This window comes from Variovorax sp. PDC80 (assembly GCF_900115375.1).
Classification (GTDB): domain Bacteria; phylum Pseudomonadota; class Gammaproteobacteria; order Burkholderiales; family Burkholderiaceae_C; genus Variovorax.
In genome coordinates, this window is the sequence record NZ_FOWG01000023.1 from 1 (window position 1) to 21,757 (window position 21,757).

Annotated in this window: 22 protein-coding genes; 9 read left to right on the forward strand and 13 right to left on the reverse strand. The window is 70.0% G+C overall.

Annotated features, from left to right (window positions below):
• Positions 1–548: 548 nt before the first annotated feature.
• Positions 549–1,988 carry a hypothetical protein gene (locus BM109_RS39080; RefSeq protein WP_143129339.1) on the forward strand — a complete coding sequence of 480 codons (1,440 nt, stop codon included), beginning with the start codon at positions 549–551 and terminating at the stop codon, positions 1,986–1,988.
• Here BM109_RS39080 and BM109_RS39085 read toward each other — a convergent pair.
• From BM109_RS39085 to BM109_RS39105, 5 genes are read right to left on the reverse strand one after another with little or no spacing between them, the layout of a single operon-like run.
• On the reverse strand, positions 1,985–2,479 hold the full coding sequence (locus BM109_RS39085; protein ID WP_093355497.1) for a nucleoside deaminase: 495 nt from the start codon (positions 2,477–2,479) through the stop codon (positions 1,985–1,987). The two genes, BM109_RS39080 and BM109_RS39085, sit on opposite strands and share 4 nt — an antisense overlap.
• 5 nt (positions 2,480–2,484) lie before the next feature.
• Positions 2,485–3,756 (reverse strand): cyanate transporter, encoded by a 1,272-nt coding sequence (locus tag BM109_RS39090; protein WP_093355499.1) that lies wholly within the window; start codon positions 3,754–3,756, stop codon positions 2,485–2,487.
• A complete protein-coding gene (locus tag BM109_RS39095) occupies positions 3,753–4,955 on the reverse strand; it encodes an amidohydrolase family protein (RefSeq protein WP_093355501.1) in 1,203 nt (400 codons plus the stop codon). Before BM109_RS39095 ends, BM109_RS39090 begins: the two co-directional genes overlap by 4 nt.
• A 32-nt stretch (positions 4,956–4,987) precedes the next feature.
• A complete protein-coding gene (locus tag BM109_RS39100; protein ID WP_093355504.1) occupies positions 4,988–6,463 on the reverse strand; it encodes a sodium:solute symporter family protein in 1,476 nt (491 codons plus the stop codon).
• Positions 6,460–6,672 carry a DUF3311 domain-containing protein gene (locus BM109_RS39105; RefSeq protein WP_057593917.1) on the reverse strand — a complete coding sequence of 71 codons (213 nt, stop codon included), beginning with the start codon at positions 6,670–6,672 and terminating at the stop codon, positions 6,460–6,462. The genes BM109_RS39100 and BM109_RS39105 overlap by 4 nt, the downstream gene beginning before the upstream one ends.
• Positions 6,673–6,838: 166 nt before the next feature.
• Between BM109_RS39105 and BM109_RS39110 the strand changes: the two genes are divergently transcribed.
• The 3 genes from BM109_RS39110 to BM109_RS39120 all read left to right on the forward strand — a co-directional run bounded on the left by BM109_RS39110 (position 6,839) and on the right by BM109_RS39120 (position 8,921).
• Positions 6,839–7,603, forward strand: coding sequence for a GntR family transcriptional regulator (locus BM109_RS39110; RefSeq protein WP_093355506.1), 765 nt, complete (start codon positions 6,839–6,841; stop codon positions 7,601–7,603).
• Positions 7,604–7,666: 63 nt separating this feature from the next.
• Positions 7,667–8,608: a DMT family transporter gene (locus BM109_RS39115; protein WP_093355509.1), complete on the forward strand. Its 942-nt coding sequence runs from the start codon at positions 7,667–7,669 to the stop codon at positions 8,606–8,608.
• A 4-nt stretch (positions 8,609–8,612) separates the two neighbouring features.
• Positions 8,613–8,921 carry a DUF1272 domain-containing protein gene (locus BM109_RS39120; protein WP_093355511.1) on the forward strand — a complete coding sequence of 103 codons (309 nt, stop codon included), beginning with the start codon at positions 8,613–8,615 and terminating at the stop codon, positions 8,919–8,921.
• On the opposite strand, the gene BM109_RS39125 is transcribed toward BM109_RS39120, so the two are convergent.
• Genes BM109_RS39125 through BM109_RS39135 form a run of 3 tightly spaced genes read right to left on the reverse strand, consistent with a single transcriptional unit; the run spans position 8,918 to position 11,637 of the window.
• On the reverse strand, positions 8,918–9,292 hold the full coding sequence (locus BM109_RS39125) for an AtuA-related protein (RefSeq protein ID WP_093355513.1): 375 nt from the start codon (positions 9,290–9,292) through the stop codon (positions 8,918–8,920). The genes BM109_RS39120 and BM109_RS39125 overlap by 4 nt on opposite strands.
• Positions 9,293–9,296: 4 nt before the next feature.
• Entirely contained in the window at positions 9,297–10,658 is a 1,362-nt protein-coding gene (locus BM109_RS39130; RefSeq protein WP_093355515.1) for an acyclic terpene utilization AtuA family protein, read from the reverse strand.
• Positions 10,659–10,671: 13 nt separating this feature from the next.
• Positions 10,672–11,637 (reverse strand): Bug family tripartite tricarboxylate transporter substrate binding protein, encoded by a 966-nt coding sequence (locus BM109_RS39135; protein ID WP_093355518.1) that lies wholly within the window; start codon positions 11,635–11,637, stop codon positions 10,672–10,674.
• A gap of 152 nt (positions 11,638–11,789) precedes the next feature.
• On the opposite strand from BM109_RS39135, the gene BM109_RS39140 reads away from it, so the two are divergent.
• Positions 11,790–12,758: a LysR family transcriptional regulator gene (locus tag BM109_RS39140; protein WP_093355521.1), complete on the forward strand. Its 969-nt coding sequence runs from the start codon at positions 11,790–11,792 to the stop codon at positions 12,756–12,758.
• Here the strand turns inward: BM109_RS39140 and BM109_RS39145 are convergent.
• The 4 genes from BM109_RS39145 to BM109_RS39160 form a co-directional block, all read right to left on the reverse strand.
• Positions 12,670–13,302, reverse strand: coding sequence for a shikimate kinase (locus BM109_RS39145; RefSeq protein ID WP_093355523.1), 633 nt, complete (start codon positions 13,300–13,302; stop codon positions 12,670–12,672). The genes BM109_RS39140 and BM109_RS39145 overlap by 89 nt on opposite strands.
• Before the next feature lie 60 nt (positions 13,303–13,362).
• On the reverse strand, positions 13,363–14,352 hold the full coding sequence (locus BM109_RS39150) for a Bug family tripartite tricarboxylate transporter substrate binding protein (RefSeq protein WP_093355525.1): 990 nt from the start codon (positions 14,350–14,352) through the stop codon (positions 13,363–13,365).
• Between the two features lie 11 nt (positions 14,353–14,363).
• The gene (gene add, locus BM109_RS39155; RefSeq protein ID WP_093355528.1) at positions 14,364–15,443 is read right to left on the reverse strand and encodes an adenosine deaminase; all 1,080 of its coding nucleotides are present in this window, start codon (positions 15,441–15,443) and stop codon (positions 14,364–14,366) included.
• A gap of 71 nt (positions 15,444–15,514) precedes the next feature.
• The gene (locus BM109_RS39160; protein WP_093355531.1) at positions 15,515–16,465 is read right to left on the reverse strand and encodes a LysR family transcriptional regulator; all 951 of its coding nucleotides are present in this window, start codon (positions 16,463–16,465) and stop codon (positions 15,515–15,517) included.
• A 157-nt stretch (positions 16,466–16,622) separates the two neighbouring features.
• Between BM109_RS39160 and BM109_RS39165 the strand changes: the two genes are divergently transcribed.
• Entirely contained in the window at positions 16,623–17,501 is an 879-nt protein-coding gene (locus tag BM109_RS39165) for a TorF family putative porin (RefSeq protein WP_093355533.1), read from the forward strand.
• Positions 17,502–17,525: 24 nt separating this feature from the next.
• Here BM109_RS39165 and BM109_RS39170 read toward each other — a convergent pair whose 3' ends face one another.
• Positions 17,526–18,533 (reverse strand): Bug family tripartite tricarboxylate transporter substrate binding protein, encoded by a 1,008-nt coding sequence (locus tag BM109_RS39170; RefSeq protein ID WP_093355536.1) that lies wholly within the window; start codon positions 18,531–18,533, stop codon positions 17,526–17,528.
• A gap of 118 nt (positions 18,534–18,651) precedes the next feature.
• On the opposite strand from BM109_RS39170, the gene BM109_RS39175 reads away from it, so the two are divergent.
• From BM109_RS39175 to BM109_RS39185, 3 genes are all read left to right on the forward strand, one after another.
• Complete coding sequence (locus BM109_RS39175; protein ID WP_093355538.1) at positions 18,652–20,319, forward strand: MBL fold metallo-hydrolase; 1,668 nt, start codon at positions 18,652–18,654, stop codon at positions 20,317–20,319.
• Positions 20,316–21,032: an RNA pseudouridine synthase gene (locus BM109_RS39180; RefSeq protein ID WP_093355541.1), complete on the forward strand. Its 717-nt coding sequence runs from the start codon at positions 20,316–20,318 to the stop codon at positions 21,030–21,032. Before BM109_RS39175 ends, BM109_RS39180 begins: the two co-directional genes overlap by 4 nt.
• Before the next feature lie 119 nt (positions 21,033–21,151).
• Positions 21,152–21,736, forward strand: a complete 585-nt coding sequence (locus BM109_RS39185) for a hypothetical protein (RefSeq protein ID WP_256223089.1) — start codon at positions 21,152–21,154, stop codon at positions 21,734–21,736.
• The last annotated feature ends 21 nt before the right edge of the window (positions 21,737–21,757 follow it).

Consider the following 21,757-nt stretch of genomic DNA (forward strand, 5'->3'; position numbering starts at 1 on the left):
CGTCAGACTCAGTCCCAGGCTATTGCCACTGACGATTGCAACCATCTCGCACACCTCGACGCTTCATCCGAACCGCCGGTATGGCAGCCAACGCGCAACCACATGCCATCGCAACAGATGGCGTGCGCTGCTCGCCGCAGGATCCTCCCTGCCGGCTGTGCCAACCCTTGATGAGCCGGTCTACGGTTCTGATCAGTTCATCCGTCGCTCGCGGAAATTGTTTAGCGCAAGCGTTTAGATGTTGATAAGCGCCATGGGGTATTGCGACCCGACGCGATGGCCACAAAAGGGTACGGCGTCTTGAGTCTGAAGCACAAACTTCGACCAATCAAATCCTATTTGCGAATGAAACACCTCTCAAAATCTTAAATTTCTTAACGCACAAAATGCCGCATTGTTGCGTTTGCCTCCTTAACTTTCGAGAAGGGTATGCATCCGAGTCAGGCCGACCGCATGCATAGATCGCATCTCGATGAGTCGCAATAGCTCGTGCTTTTTCATTGATCGCTCCGATGGTGCCTATGCCCCCTTCTTGCCAGGCACAAATTTTGCGCAACCTGATTGCATTTTCTGCACACATCAACATCAGGGAGCTTTTTCACATGACCCATGAAAGCGAAGCCGATCCGGATCAAACGCATGCACGGGGAACACGCCGCCGTTCCCTCCTGAAGGCCGGCCTGGCCCTTCCCCTCGGCACCAGCGCGCTGCTGGCCGCATGCGGCGGCGGAGGCAGCAGCAGCGGCTTTTCGCCGACGCCGGTGGCCGTGGCACCACCGCCCTCGCCCGCGGTGGTGCCGACGCCGCCCGTCGATCCGCCACCGCCGAGGCCGGTCGAAAAGGCGGTGAAGAACGTGCGCGTTCTCAACCTCCAGACGCCCTCCACAGCGCCACTCCCCGACCAGCGACTGAAGGACGAAGCCATCGAGACCTACACGCGCCGCGCGCTGCAGGCCAAGTTCAACCTGCTGAGCGATGCGCTGGCACAGGGCCTCCCAAAGAAGAGCGCGCCCACCGACCTCTGCTTCTTTGTGGTGCCCGAGTTCTTCTGGAATGTGAACTGGGATGCGGTGAGGAACGAGGAGGAGATCAAGGCCTTCTCGACCACCTGCGTGATCGAGGTTCAGAAGCACGTGCGCGCGCTGATCGCCTTGTTCCCGCAGGACCAGTACGGCAAGCTGGCGCTGCTGCCCGGCACTTCGCAGGTTCTGATGAAGCAACTGGTCGAGCCTCCCGCGGCGCCGGCCCCGCAAGGCGGTCCGGTGAAAGACGAGGACCTTCCGCCCTACGAAGCGCTCAACTACGTGCTGGTGATCGACAACTTCAGCAAGGCCAACCCCGACGGCAGCCGGCCGATCGCGATGTGGCCCAAGCGCAATGTGTCATGGATCGACTTCGACACGGACGGGGGCACGCAAGTCCTGAAAGACGGCCGGGCCTACTGGAAGGTTCTGCTGGGCCACCTCGATATCCTCGTGCTGATGGAGTCGACCACCACCGCCGCCTACTACGCGGACGGCAAGCAGTACACGGGCTTCGACAACGACCCGCTGGGCGGCGTGCCCTTCGGCGTGGACGTGTGCCTCGACTACATGGCGTCGTACACCGAGAAGCAATACCTGCGGATGTCGCAGATCGAGGACACCAACTACATCATCGACTTCCTGCTCGCCGCCGGCATGACGGCCGATCCCGAGACTCACAAGTACCTGCCTTCGGTGCAGTACATCGTGCGAAACGACGGCTACTACGTAGGTGCCTGCGAGATCTTCCAGCTCTCGGCGCCAACCACCAGCGAAGGCATCGCCAAGCGACCCGGCAACGCGCGCGTCGCGCAGACCGCGGTGGCGAATCTGGCGCCGAACACCATCCTCTTCGACGCCTACTTCGATGTCCATCCGCTGGGGCAATATCCCGAGATTCCCGACATCCCGGACCTGCCCACCGAACCGCTGCCCTCGCCGTTCGTGCCGACGGCTTCGGCCTAAGCCGCGCGCCGCGTGGCCGCCCACTCCGCCAGGATCCGCACCGCCTCCCCATCCATCCTCTGCTCGGCCGGCAGCCTGCGCTGCGCGAGCGTCGCGCCCGATTCGATGCGCAGCGCCTCCACGTCGATCGGATGGCGCGCGGCGACGGTCACGCCGTCGAAGGCCTCGCCCGACTGCGCGAGCGAGGCCGCGTAGTAGAGCTGCGCGATGCCCGCGATGTGCATCGCCGCCACGCACATGGCGCAGGGCTCGCACGAGGTGTAGAGCTCGCAGCCCGAGAGGTCGACGCTGCCGAGCTTGCGGCAGGCGTCGCGGATGGCCTCGACCTCGCCGTGCGAGGTGGGGTCGTGGTGCGCGACCGAGTGGTTGAAGCCTTCGCCGACGATAGCGCCGTCCTTCACGACCACGGCGCCGAAGGGCTCGGTGCCGGGTTCGTGCAGCGCCTGCGCGGACAGCGCGAGCGCGCGTTGCATGAAGCGTTCCTGGTACATGGTGTTCAGACCTTTCGAGTGGCTGCGCCCTCGGGCGCGAGGGAAGAGGATGGCACGGCGCGCGGCGCGAACAGCCCCGCGGTGGCGGCGCCATAGCGGCCCGGATCGAAGCGCAGCAGCAGCGGCAGCAGCACGAGCACCACGGCGCCGAGGTAGGCCCAGGCGAGCGCGAAGCCGCCGGTGTGCTCGCGCACCCAGCCGGTGACGAAGGGCGCGAGCGCCGCGATCATGAAGCCCAGGCCCTGCATGAAGCCCGCGAGCGCGCCGGCCTGCGCCGGATCGGGCAGGTGGTCGAGCGCGAGCACCATGCACAGCGAGAACGCGCCGCCGAGGCCGAAGCCCAGCACGAGCGCGATGGCCGGGGCCGGCACGGGCGCATGCAGCGCGAGCGCGCAGAAGCCCGCGAGCTGCGCGGCCAGCGTGAGCGCGAGCCAGGGCCGCAGGTCGCGCCCGCGGCTGCGCGCGAGGGCGGGCATGGCGAGCGCGCCCACCACCTGCGCCAGCGTCATCAGCGCGAGCACCGAACCGCCCTGCTGCGCGCTCCAGCCCTGCTGGGCATAGAAGTGCGGCAGCCAGGCCACGAGGCTGGTGTAGCCGCCGTTGACGAGGCCGAAGCAGATCGCCAGCAGCCAGGCGCGCGGGCTCGCGAAGCAGCGCAGCCACGAGAGGCCGCGGCGCGGCGCATCGGCCGTGAACTCCATGCGCCGCATGTTGAGCCAGTACAGCAGCGCGAAGACCGCGGGCAGCGCCCAGATCGCGAGGCCCGCATGCCAGTCGGGATGCGGGCCGCCGAGCGCCTGCGCGACCCAGGGACTGGCGATCGCGCCGAAGCCGCCGCCGCCCATGATCGCGGCCGAATAGAGCCCGGTCATCACGCCGATGCGCGCGGGATAGGCCTGCTTGACCACCCCCGGCATCAGCGCCTGCACCAGCCCGACACCAGCGCCCGCGAGCGCCGCGCTGGCAAGCAGCGGCGCCGCGCCGTTCGCCCCATAGCGGCTCGCGCAGGCGAGCGCGATGGCCGCGAGGCCCAGCGCGACACCGGCACGCGCGCCGATGCGCTGCCCCACGGCCGCGCCGCACAGCGAAGTGGCGCCCATCGCGAACATCGGCAGCACCGTGAGCAGCGCCACGGCATGGAAGCCGATGCCGGTGTCGAGGCGGATGACCCCGAGCAGCGGGCTGCTAGAGGTGAGGAAGGCGCGCAGGTTCAGCGCCACCAGCACGATCACGGCCGCGAAGGCGGTGCCTGCATCGCGGCGGACCTCAGCCTTCACAAGGCGGCCACGTCGTCCTGCAGCACGCCGTCGCGCGCCACGATGCGGCCGCCGGCCACCACGAGCCGGCGCACGGGGCGCTCCACCACGGCATGCGCCACGGTCTGCGCGTCGACCAGCACCAGGTCGGCACGGTCGCCGACACCCAGGCCATAGGCCTCGAAGCCGCAGCCGCGCGCGCCCGCGTGCGTCACGGTGTCGAGCGCGACCTCGATCTCGTCGTCGCGGCGCAGGTTGTAGCGCAGGCCGATGATCATCGCGCGCTCGAGCATGTCGGGCCGGCCATAGGGCGACCAGGTGTCGCGGATGCCGTCGTTGCCACCGAGCACGGTCACGCCGGCCTGGCGGCAGGCCAGCAGCGGCGGCACGTTGCGCGAGGGCGGCGCGCTGGTGATCAGCACCACGCCGAGCTTCGCCATGCGCGCGAGCAAGGCATCGCGTTCGCGCTCGCTCACGTCGCCGAGGCAGAAGCCATGGCTGATCGCCACCTGGCCCCGCATGCCCAGCGCCTCGGTGCGCTGCAGGATCAGGTCGAGCGAGAAGGCGCCCATGGCGCCGGGCTCGTGCAGGTGGATGTCGATCGGGCGCTGGTGCCGGTGGGCGATGTCGAACAGCACATCGAGCGACTTCACGGGATCGCCGTCGATGGCGCAGGGGTCGAGCCCGCCGAGCACGTCGGCGCCCGCGGCCAGCGACCGGTCGAGCAGCTCGGCCGTGCCGGGCCGCGCGAGCAGGCCCGACTGCGGGAAGGCGACGACCTGGATCTGCTGCAGATCGCGCAGCGTCTCGCGCGTGCGCAGCGTGCCTTCGAGGTGGCGCAGGCCGGCCTGCGTGTCGACGTCGACGTGCGTGCGCAGCCGCGTGGTGCCGAGCGCGAGGAAGGCCTTGGCCAGCACCAGCGACTGCGCGGCCGCGTCGTGGCCGCTGGCATGGCGGAAGGCGCGCTCGTTCTCGATCTTGTCGATCAGGTTCGTGCCGACCTCGTTGCGGTACCAGTCCAGGCCCCACATCGTCTTGTCGAGGTGGGTGTGGCCCTCGACGAGGCCGGGCAGCAGCAGCGCGCCGCGGCCGTCCTCGACGGCGGCACCGGCCGGCGCGGCGAGCGCGGCGCCGAGCTCGGCGATGCGGCCGTCCTGCACCCGCAGGTCGACCGGCGCGGCACCCAGCGGGCGAACGTTGCGGATCAGGAGCGGTGGCATGGGGATTCCTTTGTTCTTTGTCGTATGAAGCATCAGGCGGGCTGCGCCGCGGCCGCGCGCGGCGCCGGGCCCGGCGTGACCAGCGCCACGATCACGAACACCAGCGCATTGGTCGCGAGCGCCACCAGCCCGGTGTTGAGCGACTTGAAGGCCAGCGGCGCCGCGGGAAACAGCGTAGCGAGGTTCGCGCCGGTGGTCATCAGGAAGCCGAGCACCGCGCCGCCCGCGACGATGCCCGCGAAGGCCGCATGCTTGTTGCCGAAGGGCTTCTTCAGGAGGCTGAACAGCAGCGAGGGCAGCAGCTGCGTGAGCAGGCTGGAGGCGAAGATCGCCACCGCCACGATGGTGGTGCCGCCGCGCAGCACGAAGTACACCGCCACCAGCGCGAACAGCGGAAGCACGCCGCGCGCCACGCGCGACACCTGGCGGTCGGTGGCATGCGGCGCGAAGCCTTCCTTGTAGACGTTCTTGCCGATCACGGTGGAGGCCGTGAGCAGGATCATCGAGCCCGGCACCAGCGCCGTGAGCACGCCGGTGCCGCCGATCACGCCGACGAACCAGGGGTCGAAGCTGTGCTTGACGAGGCCGAACAGGGCCAGGTCGACGTCGGAGCCCTTGAGCCCCGGCACCTGCAGGATGGCCGCGAAGCCGACCAGGAACAGGAAGGCGATCACCACCTGGTACAGCGGCATCAGGATGGTGTTGCGGCGCACCGCGCTCGCGCTGCGCGCGGCGTACACCGAGGTGAGGTTGAACGGGTAGAGGTAGTAGCCCAGCGCCGTCAGCAGGATGGTCGAGTTGTACCAGGTGAGGTTGAGGCCTTCCTTCGGGAATTCGAAGAAGCCCGGGTTGGCCGCGTGGATGGCGGTGAACATCGGCGCCACGCCGCCGTAGTAGTGCCAGGGCAGGTAGAGGCCGAGGAACACGGCGAGCGCGAGGATGAGCACGTCCTTCACGATGGCGATGCTGGCCGAGCCGTGAATGCCCGAGAACAGGATGTAGCAGACCATCACCAGCGTGCCGATCCAGATCGCCACCGGCGGCGCGATCGAGCCGTACGAGGCCTCCGAGACGATGATGCCGAGCCCGCGCAATTGAATGGTCAGCAGCGCGACCATGCCGCCGAGCGCGACCACCGACACCAGCACGCCGAGCGGGCGGCTGTCGTACTTGTGGGCGAAGAAGTCGGAGAACGACACCAGCTTGTGCGCGCTGGCGTAGCGCCACACGGCCGGCAGCATCCAGAAGGCCATGAGGTAGGCCAGCCCGCCATAGGCCAGGATGTAGAAGGCCGGCGATCCCTTGCTGTACGACCAGCCGCTGGCGCCCAGGAAGGTGAAGGTGGAGAACGATTCGCCCGCCATCAGCAGGAACACCATGATCGCGCCGAGCCCGCGCCCGCCGAGCGCCCATTGCTCCAGGCTCATGGTGCGGCCGCGCCGCGCCAGCACCGCGAGGGCCAGCGCGCCGACCACGAACAGCGCGATCACGCCGAGCGCGGCGTTCATCGCGCGTCCCCCTGCGTTGCCGGCGCGTCGAGGTCGCCCTCGGCGCGGTCGATGACCACCATGATCAGCGAGGTCAGCACCAGCCAGAGCACGTTCCACACCATCAGGAAGGGCATGCCGAGCACGAAGGTGGGCGCGACGGAGGACAGCCAGCCCCCGCTGAAGAAGGCGGCGACCGGCAGCGCGGCCAGCCATTTGGCGGATTTCATGTGTGTCTCCGTTGTCGTGTGTGGTTGTGGATACCTGGAATTTTGGTCAACCATATCATTTTATTTTGGTTAACCAAATTTCCGCGAATGGTACGAAGCGGGCCGCACCGCGTCAATCCGGGGGCTTTCCCCGGGGTGGCGCGACGCAGGCAAAATCCGCCTGCCTATGCCCGCCACCCGCAAGCCTTCCGCGCCCGCACCCTCCCCCGAGCCCACCGACGCCGATGGCGCCAACGTGGACGAACGCGTCTATGCCGCCGTCTCCAAGGCGCTGCTCAGCGGCAAGCTGCGGCCCGGCACGCCGCTGCGCGAGCGCGCGCTGGCCGAGGCGCTGGGCTGCACGCGCGGCGCGGTGCGCAAGGTGCTGGCGCGGCTGGGTTCCGAGAAGCGGCTGGTGCTCGAGCACAACCGCGGCGCCTTCGTGCCCAACCCCTCGATCGAGGACATGCGCGGCACCTACCGCGCGCGCCGCATCGTCGAGGCCGGACTCGTGACCACGCTGTTCGGCCAGCTCTCGCGCGAGCAGGTGGCGACCCTGCGCAAGCACGTGCAGGCCGAGCAGAAGGCCTTCAAGGAAGGGCGGCGCGAAGATGCCGTGCGCCTGGCGGGCGACTTCCACCTGCTGCTGGCGCAGATGGCGGGCAGCGAGGAACTGCTGTCGTACATCGGGCGGCTGATCGCGAACACCGAGCTCTACAAGGCGCTCTACGACTCGGCCGAGGCCGCGAGCTGCGCGCCGCGCGAACACGAGCAGATCATCGATGCGCTGACCGCCGGCAAGTCGCTCGACAAGGCGCTGGCCGTGGCGCTCGAGCACCTCGACGAGCTCGAGCGGCGCGTGATCGCGGGCGCGGCGGCCGAGCAGGAGACCGACCTCGCGACGCTGCTCAATGGCGGCGCGGACGACCCGCACCACGGGCACGGCCACTGAGGCAGGCACGTTTCGGCCGCGGGCGAAGTGTCCGCGCGCGGCCTTCGCGATGATCGGCGCGCCATGCCGACCACCACCACCCTCGCCGCTTCAGCCAAACCCCGGCCCCCCGCCCTCGAATGGGCGCTGCTCGTGCTGCTCGCCACCTGCTGGGGCGCCTCCTACACCTTCATCAAGATCGGCGTCGCGACCCTTCCGCCGGTCACGCTGATCGCGGCGCGCACGCTGGTCGCGGGCCTGCTGCTGCTGGCCGTGCTGCGGCTGCGCGGCCTGCGGCTGCCGCGCGACGCGGCCAGCTGGCGCCGCTTCGCGCTGCAGGCCGGCCTCAACAGCGTGCTGCCCTTCACCCTGATCGCCTGGGCCGAGCGCAGCGTCGACGCCGGCCTCGCCACCATCCTCAACTCGACCTCGCCGATCTTCATCTTCCTGCTGAGCCTGGGCCTGGCCGGCGCCGAGCGGCCCACGCTGCGGCGGCTGTTCGGCGTGGCGGCCGGGCTGGTCGGCATCTGCCTGATCGTCGGCGTGGAGGCGCTCGGTGGGCTCGGCCAGTCGCTGTGGGCCCAGCTCGCGCTGGTCGCGGCCGCGGTCTGCTACGGCTGCGCCGCGATGTTCGGCCGCGTGTTCAAGGGCCTCGACCCGATGCTGCCGGCCGCGGGCTCGCTCGTGAGCGGCGCCGCGCTGCTGCTGCCCGCGAGCCTGCTGATCGACCGCCCCTGGACCCTCGCCCCCTCGGCCGCGTCGCTGGCCGCCGTGCTCGCGCTCGCCGTGGTCTCGACCGCGATGGCCTTCACGATCTACTTCCGGCTGATCCGCACCCTCGGCCCGATGTCGACCGCCGCCCAAGCCTACCTGCGCGTGCCGATCGGCGTCGCCATCGGCGTGCTGTTCCTCGGCGAACGGCTCGCGCCCACCGCGTGGGCCGGGCTTGCGTGCATCATGGCCGGCGTGATCGCGATGACGCTACCCGCGCGCGGCGCCATCCCCCTGCCCTTTCTCCGGAGATGAACCCATGCTCGAACTCAGGCCCAACTGCGAATACTGCGACAAGGACCTGCCGCCGAACGCGACCGACGCGCGCATCTGCAGCTACGAATGCACCTACTGCGCCGACTGCGCGCAGAACGTGCTGCACGACGTCTGCCCCAACTGCGGCGGCGGCTTCGCGCCGCGGCCGATCCGGCCGGCGACCGAAAGGCGGCCGGGGGTGTTCCTGGGCAAGCAGCCGGCTGCGGTGCAGCGCAAGCATCTGAAGTGGGAGCGCGACACGCTCGCGGACTTCATCGCCTCGGTGCGGGCGATTCCGCCGGCGCAGCGCTAGGGCGACGGGCCCGTCGCGACAGGCAAGGCCGGAAACCGCCGCCGCACCAACCGTTCGATGTCCGGCGGCACCTCGATGTCGATGCGCAGGATCACGCTCGACATGGCCTTGCCGTAGTTGTCCAGCGCGAGCGTGCGCGAGACGCCACCGGCCAGGGCGCCGTGCAGCACGAAGTTCATGCCGTGGATGTTGTCGGCCACGTGGCGGTCGACGCGCTCGGCCACCTTGTAGAAGGCCTTGACCTTCTCGGCCGTCAGCTGCTCGACCAGGTACGGATGGAACGCGGGCTCGTAGGCGAACACGCCCACGTTGAAGATGTTGCCCTTGTCGCCGGAACGGCTGTGCGCGAGGTAGCGAAGCGGGATCTGCATGGTCTCAGCTTTCGATGGTTTCGAGCCTGAAGTCGATCGCGTCGCGATCCACCAGGGTGGACCACACGCCGATGACCTCGCGCGTGCGGTCGTTGAACGGCAGGCGCTTGCCGGTCGCGGCGATGCCCGACACGGCCATGCCGTCGACCTCGCCGCCGATCTTCTCGGCCATCTCGCGCGTGCGGGTGCGCGCGCAGACGCGCACGGCCACCTCGTAGGGCTCGTGGTCCATGGGCGGCGATGCCTCGCGATGCACGGCGTTGACGCCCAGGTAGTCGATGCGCAGCTCCTGCGCCTCCAGCCCGACCATGCGGAAGCGCTCCTCGAGCATGCGCTTGGCCAGCTCGGCGCGCGCCATCGCGCCCGGCCCCGCGTAGAAGAACCAGTCCTCGCCGATGAAGCCCTCCTTGCAGCCCATCGACACCTTGAGCGTGCGCGGCCGCGCGCGGCCGGTGGCGCCGCTGAAGCGCACGCGGTCCTCGCCGATCTCCTCGACGCGCGCGGTCAGGAAATTCACCACCACGTCGGGCGTCAGGTACAGCGACGGGTCGTGCACCTCGTAGAACATCTGCTCCTTCACCGTGCGCGCATCGACGCGCCCGCCGGTGCCCTGCACCTTGGTGATCACGGCATCGCCGTTGGCCGACACCTCGGCGATCGGCAGGCCGAGGTTCCAGGGATCGGGCACGTCCTTGAAGCCGGGGTCGCTGAAGTAGCCGCCGGTCACCTGCGCGCCGCATTCCAGCAGGTGCCCGATGGCCGAGCCCTGGGCGATCAGGTCGACGTCGTGCGGCGACCAGCCGAAGGCATGGATCATCGGCGCGAGGAACAACGAGGGATCGGCGACCCGCCCGGTGATCACGATCTGCGCGCCCTCGTCGAGCGCCTGGACGATGCCGTCGGCGCCCGCATAGGCCTCGGCCGAGATCAGGCCGGGGCGCAGCGTCTCGAGCGCGGCACCGCTCTCCATCACCGTGTCGGCGAGTGCGAAGATGCGCTGCGTCAGGTCGTCGCCCACCACGGCGGTGATCCGCACGTTGCGGTGGCCGAGCTCGGCGCAGATGCGCGCGGTGGCCTCGGCCGCGGCCACGGGATGGATCCAGCCGCCGTTGGTGACGATCCGCGTGCCCTGCGCCAGGCAATGCGGAAGCACGCGCCGCATGCGCTCCTCGAGCAGAGTCTCGTAGCCCGCGAAGCCCGGGTCGGCGCGCTTGCGCGCCTGGGCGAAGGACACGGTCGCCTCGGCCATGGTCTCGAAGCACAGGAAGTCGAGTTGCCCGAGCTTCGCGCTGACGACCGCCGGCTCGATACGGTCGCGCCACCATCCCGAGCCGCAGCCGATGCGCACGCTGGTCTTGTTCCTCATCGCGTCTTCTCCCTCAATCGATCCGGATGCCCGCGTCCCCGATGACGCGCGCCCACTTCTGGTCCTCGGCCTTCAGGTAGGCGGCGAACTGCGCGGGCGTGTTGCCCACCGGGATCGCGCCCCAGCCGCTCAGCTTCTGCCGTACGTCCTGCATGTCGAGCGCGGCCCTCACGCCCTGGTTCCAGGCCTCGATGGCCGCGGGCGGCGTGCCCTTGCGCGCGAGCAATCCGAACCATGCATTGACCTCGTAGCCCGGGAACCCCGCCTCCGCGAAGGTCGGCACCTCGGGCAGCGCCGGCACGCGCTGGCTGGTGGTGACGGCCAGCGCGCGCACCTTGCCCGCATGGATCTGGGGCAGCGAGGCCGGCAGGTTGTCGAACATGGTGTCGACGTGGCCGCCGAGCAGGTCGGTGATCGCCGGGGCCGAGCCCGGGTAGGGCACGTGCATCAGCTGCACCTTCGCGAGGCTGTTGAACAGGGCGCCCGACAGATGGGGCGAGCCGCCATTGCTGGTCGAGGCGAAGCTCACGCCGCCGGGCCTGGCCTTCTCGGCGGCCACGAGGTCCTTGAGCGACCTGAACGGCGACGCCGCGCCCACCACCAGCACGTTCGGCGTGTTCACCACCAGCGTGACCGGATCGAAGTCGGTGTAGGCCACGCGGATCGACTTGTTGAGGTAGGGGTTGGTGATGGTCGAGAAGGTGCCCATCAGCACCGTGTAGCCATCGGCCGGCTGGTTCAGCACGGCCTGCGCGCCGATGGTGGTGGCACCGCCCGGACGGTTCTCGACCACCACGGGCTGGCCGAACGAGGCGCCGAGTTTCTCGGCCAGCAGGCGCGCCACCAGGTCGGTGGTGCCACCGGGCGGTGTCGGCACCACGATGGTCAATGGCTTGGCGGGAAAAGGCGCCGCGAGCGCGGCGCCGGCCGACATCGCGGCCCAGGCGGCCGCGGCCAGCCACCGGTGCAGGATCTTCATCTGTCGTCTCCGTTTCGTTGTTCCGGCCGCTGCATTCCCGCGGCCGTCGGTCTCGATACTGACCGGGCCGCCCTCGGCGCGCCAAGCGAAAGTCGGGCACTTCAGCTGTGAAGAATATTCACCGTGCCCGGCGCCGGGCCTACGATGGCGCGATGGAGAAACGACCGAACCAGATCGACCGGCTCAGCGACGTGGCGCTGTTCGTGCGGGTGGCGGAGCGCGGCAACTTCTCGATGGCGGCCAAGGACTGGCACCTGTCGCCCTCGACCGTCAGCAAGCTGGTGGACCGCCTCGAGGGGCGCCTGAAGGTGCGGCTGTTCGACCGCACGCCGCGCGCCGTGACCTTGACGCCCGCGGGCCGCATCTTCTACGGCAAGGCGCTGGCCTTGCTCGAAGCGGCCGAGAGCGCGCAGAGCGCCGTCATGCAGGAACACGACGACGTGCGGGGAATGCTGCGCGTGCATGCGCCGCCCGTGTTCGCGCGGCACGACCTCGCGCGGCTGCTGCCGGACTTCCTGGCCCGCCATCCGCAGGTGCGGGTCGAGCTCTTCGTGGGCCTCGACACGCCCAGCCTGATGCAGCAGGGCCTCGACGTGCTGATCCACTCGGGCCATCTGCCCGATTCCTCGATGGTGGCGCGGCAGCTGTCGACCGTGCGCTGGATCGTCTGTGCCTCGCCCGCCTACCTCGCGCGCCACGGCACGCCGCGGCGGCCCGAGGACCTGCTGCGCCACAACTGCCTCAACTTCGTGGGCCGCGAGGCCTGGAACCACTGGCAGGTCGGCGGGCCCGAGATGCCGCGGGAACAGCTCGCGATCGGCAATGTCTCGGCCAGCGACGGCGGCGTGCTGCTGGAGATGGCGCGCGGCGGCGCAGGCATCGCGCGCCTCGGCGACTTCCACGTGCGCGCCGACATCGACAGCGGCCGCCTGGTTCCGCTCTTCCTGAGCGAGGCCTTCGAGGAGGTTCCCGTGCTCGCGGCCTACCACCACCGCAAGCACCTGAGCGCGCGCATCCAGGCCTTCGTCGACTTCATGGCCGAGGCGCTGGAGGCGCGCAACCGGGACATGGATGCGTGGCTGGCGGCGCTCGGCGGATCGGTGGGGCGTCCTGCCGCGTGATCGGCTGGCGGCGGCGCACGAGGCCTTCGATGTCGCACGCGATCGCGAGGGGTTCGCCCTCGCTGAGGAAGCGCTCGCACCGCAACGCCATGAAGACCGGGTGCCGTTCGCGGATGCGCCGCGTTTCGCTGATCCGGTCGCCGTTGAGGTAAGGCCTGGCCAGCTGGCGCTCGACCACGCGTTCGACGCAGCGCTCGAGATCGAAGGACGGCAACAACAGCGCGGTGAGCGGATCGGCTTCGATCGCATCCCGCAAGGCCGGGTAGCGCTCGCTCACGTCGGCCGGATAGGTCATGAAACCCGAGGACATCGCGATCACGGTCGGCGCGGTCGCCGCGGCGCGAAGCTGTTCGTAGGTTTCGATGTTGCGCGCCGCATAGCCCGCGTACCCATGGCGCGCCATGAAGGCCGCGACATCGCCCTGTTGCGCGATGAAGACCTGGTCGAGATCGATGAAGCGCCAGGCCAGCCGTTGCGCGAGCAGCGGGCCGATGGTGGTCTTTCCGGCGCCACCGGGGCCGATGAGATGAACGAGGGGAATCAATGCGAAGGAACGAGGAGTGCGACAGGTGCCGCGGCATTCTGAAGCACCGCGGCCGCCGCGCTACTCGGCCTTGATGTTCCCCTTCGCGACGATCGCGCCGAACTTCGCGTCCTCGCCCTGCAGGAAGGCCGCGAACTCCTTCGGCCCCGCGCCCAGCGGCGTGACGCCGCCCTCCTCGAAATTCCTGCGCACGCCCGGGTTCGCGAGCACCTGCGCCAGCGCGGCATGCAGCTGCGCGACGATCTGCGGTGGCGTTCCCTTGGGCGCGAAGATGCCCTGCCAGACCGACACGTCGGCGCCGCGCCATGCGGGCACGCTGGCCAGCGGCGGCGCTTCGGGCATGGCGGCCGAGGCGCTCTCCGCCATCACGCCGTACACGCGCAGCTTGCCCGCGCGCGCCTGCTGGATGACCATCGACAGCGGCAGCACGGCGAGGTCGAGCTGGTTGCCACTGAGGTCGCTCACGATCTGCACGCCGGTGCGGTACGGCACATGGACCATGTCGACGCCGCCGCGCTGCTTGAGCAGCTCGCCGCCCAGGTGCAGCGAGGTGCCGACGCCCGAGCTCGCATAGCTGTACTTGCCGGGCGCGGCCTTGAGGTCGGCATACAGCGCCTCGCTGGTCTTCGGCTGCAGCGCGGGCTTGCCCACCAGCGCCAGCGGCTGGGCCCCGAGCAGCGTGACGGGCACGAGGTCGGCGAGGCCGTCGTAGCGCACGGTCGAGGGCGTCACCATCTTCGCAATGACGACGGTGCTCTCGACCGACAGCAGCAGGGTGTAGCCATCGGGCCTGGCGCGCACGGCCTTCTCGGTGCCGATGACGCCGCCGGCGCCCGACACGTTCTCGATCACCACCGGTTGCCCGAGCCGCGTGGCGAGCTCGGGCGCGATCCAGCGCGCCATGACGTCGACGTTGCCGCCGGCACCGTAGGGCACGATCAGGGTGATCGGGCGCGCGGGCCATGCGGGTTCGGCGAGGGCCGTGGTGGTGCAGGCAGCGAAGGCCAGGGCGGCGAGCAGTGCGCGGCGGCGTGCGGTGTCGAGGTGCATCGTGGGGTCCTTCAGTCGCGGTTCGTTTCCAAGGGAGCAGCCTGCTCGCGCTCGAGCGCGGCGATCTCGCGTTCGAAGTCGGTGCGCAGGTTGCGCTTCGCGTCGTCGTCGAGCCAGCAGGCGTCGACGCCCGCGAGGCTGAAGGCGCGCGCCTGCGCCCAGCCCCAGCCGTTGCCCTCGAGCACGGTGGCGTAGGTGTGGCTGAGGTCGGTGTGAAACATCGCGGGGTCGTCGGTGTTGAGGCTGACCGGCAGGCCCGCGTCGACCATGCGCTTCACGCTGTCGAGCCGCCGCCGCTGATTGCGCACCACGCTCGTGATGCCGCAGACGCAGAAATGCACGCCGCGGTCGCGCGCGCGCCGCAGGCCGTCGTCGCTGGCCAGCAGGTTGTAGCCATGGTCGAGCCGGTCGCAGCCCAGCAGGTGGATGCAGTCGTCGACGTTCGAAGGCGGCGCCTCCTCGAGCGTCTGGTTGTCCTCGCAGACATGGGCGGTGCGCTGGAGGCCTGCGCGGCCCGCGCGCTCGAACAGGGCCGCGAAGCTGGCGGGCGGGCCCGCGCGCTCGGGGCCGTCGAGGCCCACGCCGACGACGAGGTCGGAGCGCAGGCCGAGGATGTCGTCCATCGCGCGCTCGGCGCTGTCGAGCGGCAGGCCGCGGTCGAAGGAAGCGATCAGCAGGCCCGAGCAGCCGAAGTCCTGCCGCGCGGCGCGCAGGCCGGCCACCAGCCCCTCGACCTGCACGCGGTACGGCACGCCCGTGGGCATGAAGTACTGCGGGTTGAACGACAGCTCGACATGGCGCGCGTTGCTGCTGCGCGCGGCGTCCTCCACGGCCTCGTAGGCCACGCGCTCGAAATCGGCGCTGCTGCGCACCGCCTGCGCCGCGATGCGCAGCACGTCGATGAAGTCGTAGAAGTCGCGGTAGCTGTAGAGCGTGTCGACCGGGCGCGGCAGCGGCAGTTCGTACTGGCGCGCGAGCGCGACCAGCGTGGCCGGGCGCAGGGTGCCGGCCATGTGGAAATGCAGGTCGGTCTTGGGCAGCCGGGCGAGCAGGTCCGGTCGTACCGGCGCGGGGGAGGAAGGGGTGGACATGGACGGCGACGATAGCCACGCCCACCGCCCGCGCCCAGCACAGCGCTGTGCAGCAGGTTATGACAGCGCCGTCATGACCTGGGCCGGTGCGCCAGCTCGCGCGCGGCCGCCGTCAGCTCGCCGCGCAGCCAGCGCATGGCCTGGTTCTTGTGCGTGCGCTCGTGCCACACGAGGCGGTAGCGGTGCGGCTTGATCTTCGCGGGAAAGGGCACGATCGCGAGCGGGTACTGGCGCGCGAAGTCCTCGGCCAGCAGGCGGCCGGTGGTGAAGACCAGGTCGGTGCGCGCGAGGATGGCCGGCGCCATGCCGAGGAACTGGGTGTGCATCGCCGTGTGGACCGACACGCCGAGCTCGGCCAGCTGCGCATCGATGATGGTGCCCTGCCCCGGCACGTGCTCGAGCGAGGACAGGTGCCGCGCGCGCCGGTAGTCGTCGAGCGTCATCGGCGCCCTGGCCAGCGGATGGCCCTCGCGCACCAGGCAGACCATGGGTTCGGTCAGCAGGCTGGCGGCGCGCAGGTGGCCGGGCAGCTCGGGCCAGATGGTGATGACCATGTCGACCTCGCCGTCGGCGAGCTGGCGGTAGTGCTCGAAGCGCGAGCCCAGGCCGCGGATCACCACGTCGCACTCGGGCGCCTGGCGCGCCACGCGCTCGGCGATGTCGGCGAAGAACTGGCGCGGCAGGAAGTCGTAGGTCGCGATGCGGAAGCTCTGGCGCAGCTCGCGCGGCTCGACCGGCCCGGCCTCGGCGGTCAGCAGCGACATGTCGGCCAGGATGCGCCGCGTGGGCACGGCCAGCGCCTGCGCGCGCTCGGTCAGCACCATGCGGTTGCCCACGCGCACCAGCAGCTCGTCGCCGGTGAGCTGGCGCAGCACCTTGAGGTGGCGGCTCAGCGCGGACTGCGCCACGCCGAGCTTGGCCGCGGCCTGCGACACGCTGGCCTCGCTCAGCAGCACGTGGAGCGAGCGCAGCAGCGATTCGTCCAGTCGGCGGTCATGCTCGCCGGTGTCGGGCAGGGACATGGTGTTCGGGTCGAAGAGAGAGGCGGTAGGTCCGCGGGCAAGGGATTCTGCCCGTGCGCCGCATGCGCAATTTTTGCGCCGCGGCCCGAAGTCTTTACACGGCTTTGATACGCCCCCTCCTACGCTGTCGCTCTTCCTTCATCCCCGAGCTCTCTCGATGCAAAGATCGATCCGCGCCGCCTCCTCGGCACTCGCCCTCCCCACCCTGATCGCCGCCGCCTTCGCGCTGCCCGGCGCGGCCTTCGCGCAAGCGGCCGGCGATGCGCCGGCACCGGCCGCCTCGCCGGTCACGGCCAACATCGCGCTGACCACGAACTACAAGTTCCGCGGCCAGGACCAGGACATGATCGGCAGGAACGACTACGCCAAGACCCGCGGCGTGAAGCCCGCCATCCAGGGCGGCTTCGACTACGCCTTCGGCGACAGCGGCTTCTACGTCGGCAACTGGAACTCCAGCGTCAACTGGCTCAAGGGCAACAGCGTCGAGGTCGACCTGTACGGCGGCTACAAGTTCAAGGCCGGCCCGCTGGACATGGACGTCGGTGCACTGACCTACATCTATCCGGGCAACTCGGTCGGCAACACCACCGAGCTCTATGGCGCGGCCACCTATGCCAACGAGAGCCTCGGTTCCTTCACGCTGAAGTACTCGCACACGGTGTCGAAGGACTACTTCGGCTTCGCCGGCAACAAGCTGGGCTCGGGCCTCGAGGGCACCAACACGGGCTACCTGAACCTGAGCTACAGCAAGGAGATCCTGCCCAAGGTGACGCTCAAGGCCGCGGTGGGCTACACGGCCCTGTCGAGCGACATCCGCAGGAACACGGCCTACAAGAGCTATGTCGACTACAACGTGGGCGCCAGCTACGACTTCGGCGGCGGGCTCACGCTCGCCGGCTCGGTGCAGGGTGCGAACCAGAAGAACGCGTACAACGCCGCGGCCGGCCCGCTGTACGACTTCGGCTTCTACACCGTGCAGCAGGTCTACTCGCCGAACAAGCCGCGCTTCATCCTCACGCTGGCCAAGACGCTCTGACGAAGACGCCGGCGGCCGTCGGCATCAATCGATGCTGATGTTCGCCGCCTTCGCGACCTCCGCCCACTTCACGCGGTTGTCGTGCACCGTCTTGCGGAACTGCGCGGGCGTCTCGATGCGGATGGTGTTGCCCTGGCTCTCGAACTTCTCGCGGATCTCGGGCTGCTCGAGCACCGTCTTCACGGCGGCGTTGAGCTTCTCGACGATGCGCGCGTCGGTGCCCTTGGGCGCGAAGATGCCGAACCAGATCGAGCTGTCGAAGCCCTGGGTTCCCGGCAGGCCGCTCGAGGCGATGGTGGGCACTTCCTTCACCGCGGCCACCGGCGTGGCGGTGGTCACGCCGAGCAGCCGCACCTTGCCGGCCTTGTAGTGCGGCAGGATGGTCTGGACCTGGTTCATGATGCAGCAGGTCTCGCCGCGCACCACCGAGGTGATGGCCTCGGGGCCGCCCTTGTAGGGCACATGGACCATGTTGAGCCCGAGCCGCGCATTGAACTCGGCGAAGGCCATGTGGGTGCCGGCGCCGTTGCCGGTGGAGGCGTAGTTGTACTTGCCGGGGTTGGCCTTGACCAGCTCGACGAATTCCTTGAGCGTCTTCACGTTGATGACGTCGGGGTTGATCGTCAGCACGTTCGACACGTCGAGCACCGGCGCCACCGGCACGAAGTCGGCCTCGACGTCGAAGGGCAGCTTCTTGTAGAGCGCGGCATTGCTGCCATGGGTGGCGGCGGTGCCGAACGAGAGCGTGTAGCCGTCGGGCTTCGCATGGGCCACGTACTCGCTCGCGATGTTGCCGGCCGCGCCGGAGCGGTAGTCGATGATCACGGGCTTGCCGAGCTGGCGCGTCAGCGGGTCCTGGATGGTGCGGGCCACCACGTCGACGCCGGAGCCGGCGGGAAAACCCATGATCAGCGTTACGGGCTGTTGCGGCCAATCGGCCTGCGCATGCGCCACGGGCGCGATCGACGCGCACAATGCAGCGGCCGTCAGCAGCGCGCGCAGGTGCCGGCTCGGGAAGTGGAAAGGGGGCATGGCTGTGGTCCTCGGTTCGGGCGGTGCAGGCCCGGATTCTGGCGCGATGCTCATACCTGCTTCGGCATGTGCTTATGCGCGACACACCTCCGGCGCGCCGGCTCTCCATAATCGCCCCATGGTTCGTCCCACACAACATATTCATCCCCAGCGCGAACCGGTGGCGGTGCGCGCCGCGGCCACCGTGCTGCTTTTGCGCGATACCGCGGCCGGCATCGAGGTGCTGATGACGCGCCGCTCGGCCACCGCCAGCTTCGCGCCCGGCGCCTACGTCTTCCCCGGCGGCCACATCGACGCGGCCGACGAGGTCGCCGCGCGCACGGCCGCGCGCCGCCCCACGCAGAGCCCGCTGCAGGCCACCCAGGCGGTGGCCGCGATCCGCGAATGCTTCGAGGAGCTCGGCGTGCTGCTCGCGCACCATGCCGACGGCCGCCCGGCCGGCGCCGCGGACATCGCCGCGATGGACCGCGACGGCCACGCGGCCGTGCCCTTCGCCGATCAATGCGCGGCGCGCGGACTGGTGCTCGAGGCCGACCGCGTGTTCACCTTCGCGCACTGGATCACCGACCGCGACCTGCCCAAGCGCTTCGACGTGCCCTTCCTGGTGGCGCGCATGCCCGAGGGCCAGGAACCCTCGGCCGACGAGAGCGAGCAGTTCGAGCCGAGCTGGGTGCGCCCGGCCGATGCGCTGGCGCGCCACGCGGCCGGCAGCTTCTTCATGATCTTCCCGACCGTGCGCACGCTGCAGCGCATGGCCTCGTATGCGAGCGTCGACGCGGTGCTGGCGGCCTGCGCGAGCGAGCAGCCGCTGTGGACCAGCTGCCCGCGCGGCGGCTTCGTCAACGGCCGCGACGAGCGCTACATGGAGAACGACCCGCCCTTCGGCGAGCTAGCACTGGTCTGCCCCGACGGCCAGATGCTGCATTCGCTCGACTGGAAGAGCGACGCACCGGTGGCGCTGCTGAAGAACGTGCAGCGCCTGACCGCGCCCAACCCGGGCGCGATGACCGGCCCGGGCACCAACAGCTACATCGTGGGCGACGCGGCCACCGGCCACATCGTGATCGATCCGGGCCCGAACGACCCCGCCCACATCGAGCGGCTGTGGCAGGCCGCCAAGGGCGACATCCGCATGATCGTCTGCACGCATTCGCATGCCGACCATTCGCCGGGCGCGGCGCCGCTGCAGGCGCTGGCCGGGGACGCGAAGCCGCCGATCCTGGGGCTGTCGTCGGCGCCCACGGCGCGCGCGAGCGCGCGCTTCTCGGCCGAGCGCGAGCTGGCCGACGGCGAACGCCTGGTGCTCGCGGGCACCGGTGCCGACGGCCAGCCGCTCACGCACACGCTGCGCGTGGTCCACACGCCGGGCCACGCGGCCAACCACCTGTGCCTGGTGCTCGAGGAGGACGGGCTGCTGTTCTCGGGCGACCACATCCTCAACGGCAGCACCACGGTGGTCGACCCGCCCGACGGCGACATGACGGCCTACCTCGATTCGCTCGACAAGCTCGACGCGAACTGCGAGGCCGGCGGCGTCGAATTCATCCTGCCCGCGCACGGCCACGTGATCGGCTTCGCGCGCACGGCCATCGCCTACCTGAAGGCACACCGCCTCAAGCGCGAGGCCAAGATCGCGGCCGCGATGCAGAAGCTGCCCGAGGGCACGCCCGAGCAATGGCTGCCGCTGGCCTACGACGACGTGCCCGAGCGGCTGTGGCCGGTGGCCGCGCGCTCGCTGGCGGCGCACGTGGCGCGCATCCGGCAGCAGGCGGCCGTCGGCTCATGAGTGCGCAAGACAGGCACGACGCCGAGGGCATCCGCCTCGCCAAGCGCGTGGCCGCGCTCGCGGGCTGCTCGCGCCGCGAGGCCGAGCTGCTGATCGAGAACGGCGCGGTGCGCGTCGACGGCCAGCCGGCACTGCTGCCGCAATCGCGCGTGCAGCCGCACCAGCAGGTGGAGATCGAGGCGGGCGCGCGGCCCGAGCCCGTGCTGCCGGTGACGCTGCTGCTGCACAAGCCGGCCGGCCTGCGCACCGAGCAAGCGCACACGCTGCTGGTGGCCGCCAACCTCGCGGCCGCGCACGGAACGCCGCGCTTCCTGCCCGCGCATGCGCGCGGCCAGCACTGCATGACGCCGCTGGAGACCGGTGCCAGCGGCCTGGTGGCGTTCACGCAGGAATTCCGCATCGAGCGCAAGCTGCACGAGGACGCCTCCGTCATCGAGCACGAGATCATGGTCGACGTGGCCGGGGCCGTCTCGCCCGAGCAGCTCGCGCGCTTCGAGCGCACGCCGGCGCGCGTGAGCATCGGCCGCCAGACCCCCGAGCAGACCGGGCTGCGCTTCGCGCTCAAGGGCGCGCAGCCGGGCCAGGTCGCGCACCTGTGCGACCGCATGGAGCTGCGCATCCTCGCGATGCGCCGCATCCGCATCGGACGCGTGCCGCTGGCCGGCCTCGCGCCCGGCCAGTGGCGCTACCTCGCGCCGCAGGAACGCTTTTGACGCCCCCGAAGAAGAAGAAAGAAGAACGGGAAGCCGGCGCGCTTCCACCCTCGCACCGCATGTTCGCGGCCTGCTTTTTCAGCCAGCGGCCTCGTGCCGCCGACAGGAGACCCCAAGCCATGAAGTCCGGATCGATTCCCGCCACCGAGGCCGCGCCCTTCCCGCGCCGGCTGCCCGCCACGGTGGCGGCCCTCGCTCTCGCCTCGCTCGGCGGCTGCTCGGTGTTCGAGCCGCTGATGCCCGCGCCCCCGCCGCCGCCAGCGCCCGCGCCGCCGCCCATCGTGTCGAGGGACGGCCTGGCGCCGATCACCGAGGACCAGGTCGAGCGCATCCGCGAGCAGATCGCCGCCAAGCCGCCGACCCCGGCCGTGGGCCGCGTGGTGCGCAGCGCCTCGCCGACCATCGAATCGTTCCTGCGCACCGAGGGCTGCATCACCGCGCGCAACGGCGCGGTGCTCAACCCCTTCGCGGCGCCGGGCCGGCTGTTCGACGCCCAGGGCTTCCAGGGCGGGCCGATGGCGCAGATGCAGTACCACGACAAGACGGCCTGCGTGACCGTCAAGCGGATCCAGAACTGGAAGATGGTGTCGCCCAAGCTGCTGCGCTTCGAGGTGGTGTATGTGGGCGACGACGGCGAGGAGCGCGCGGTCAAGCACCACGAGTTGATGCGGCAGCCGAAGGGCGGGTGGTTGTTCGCGAAGTGAATTCACGACCGTTCGGGCTGA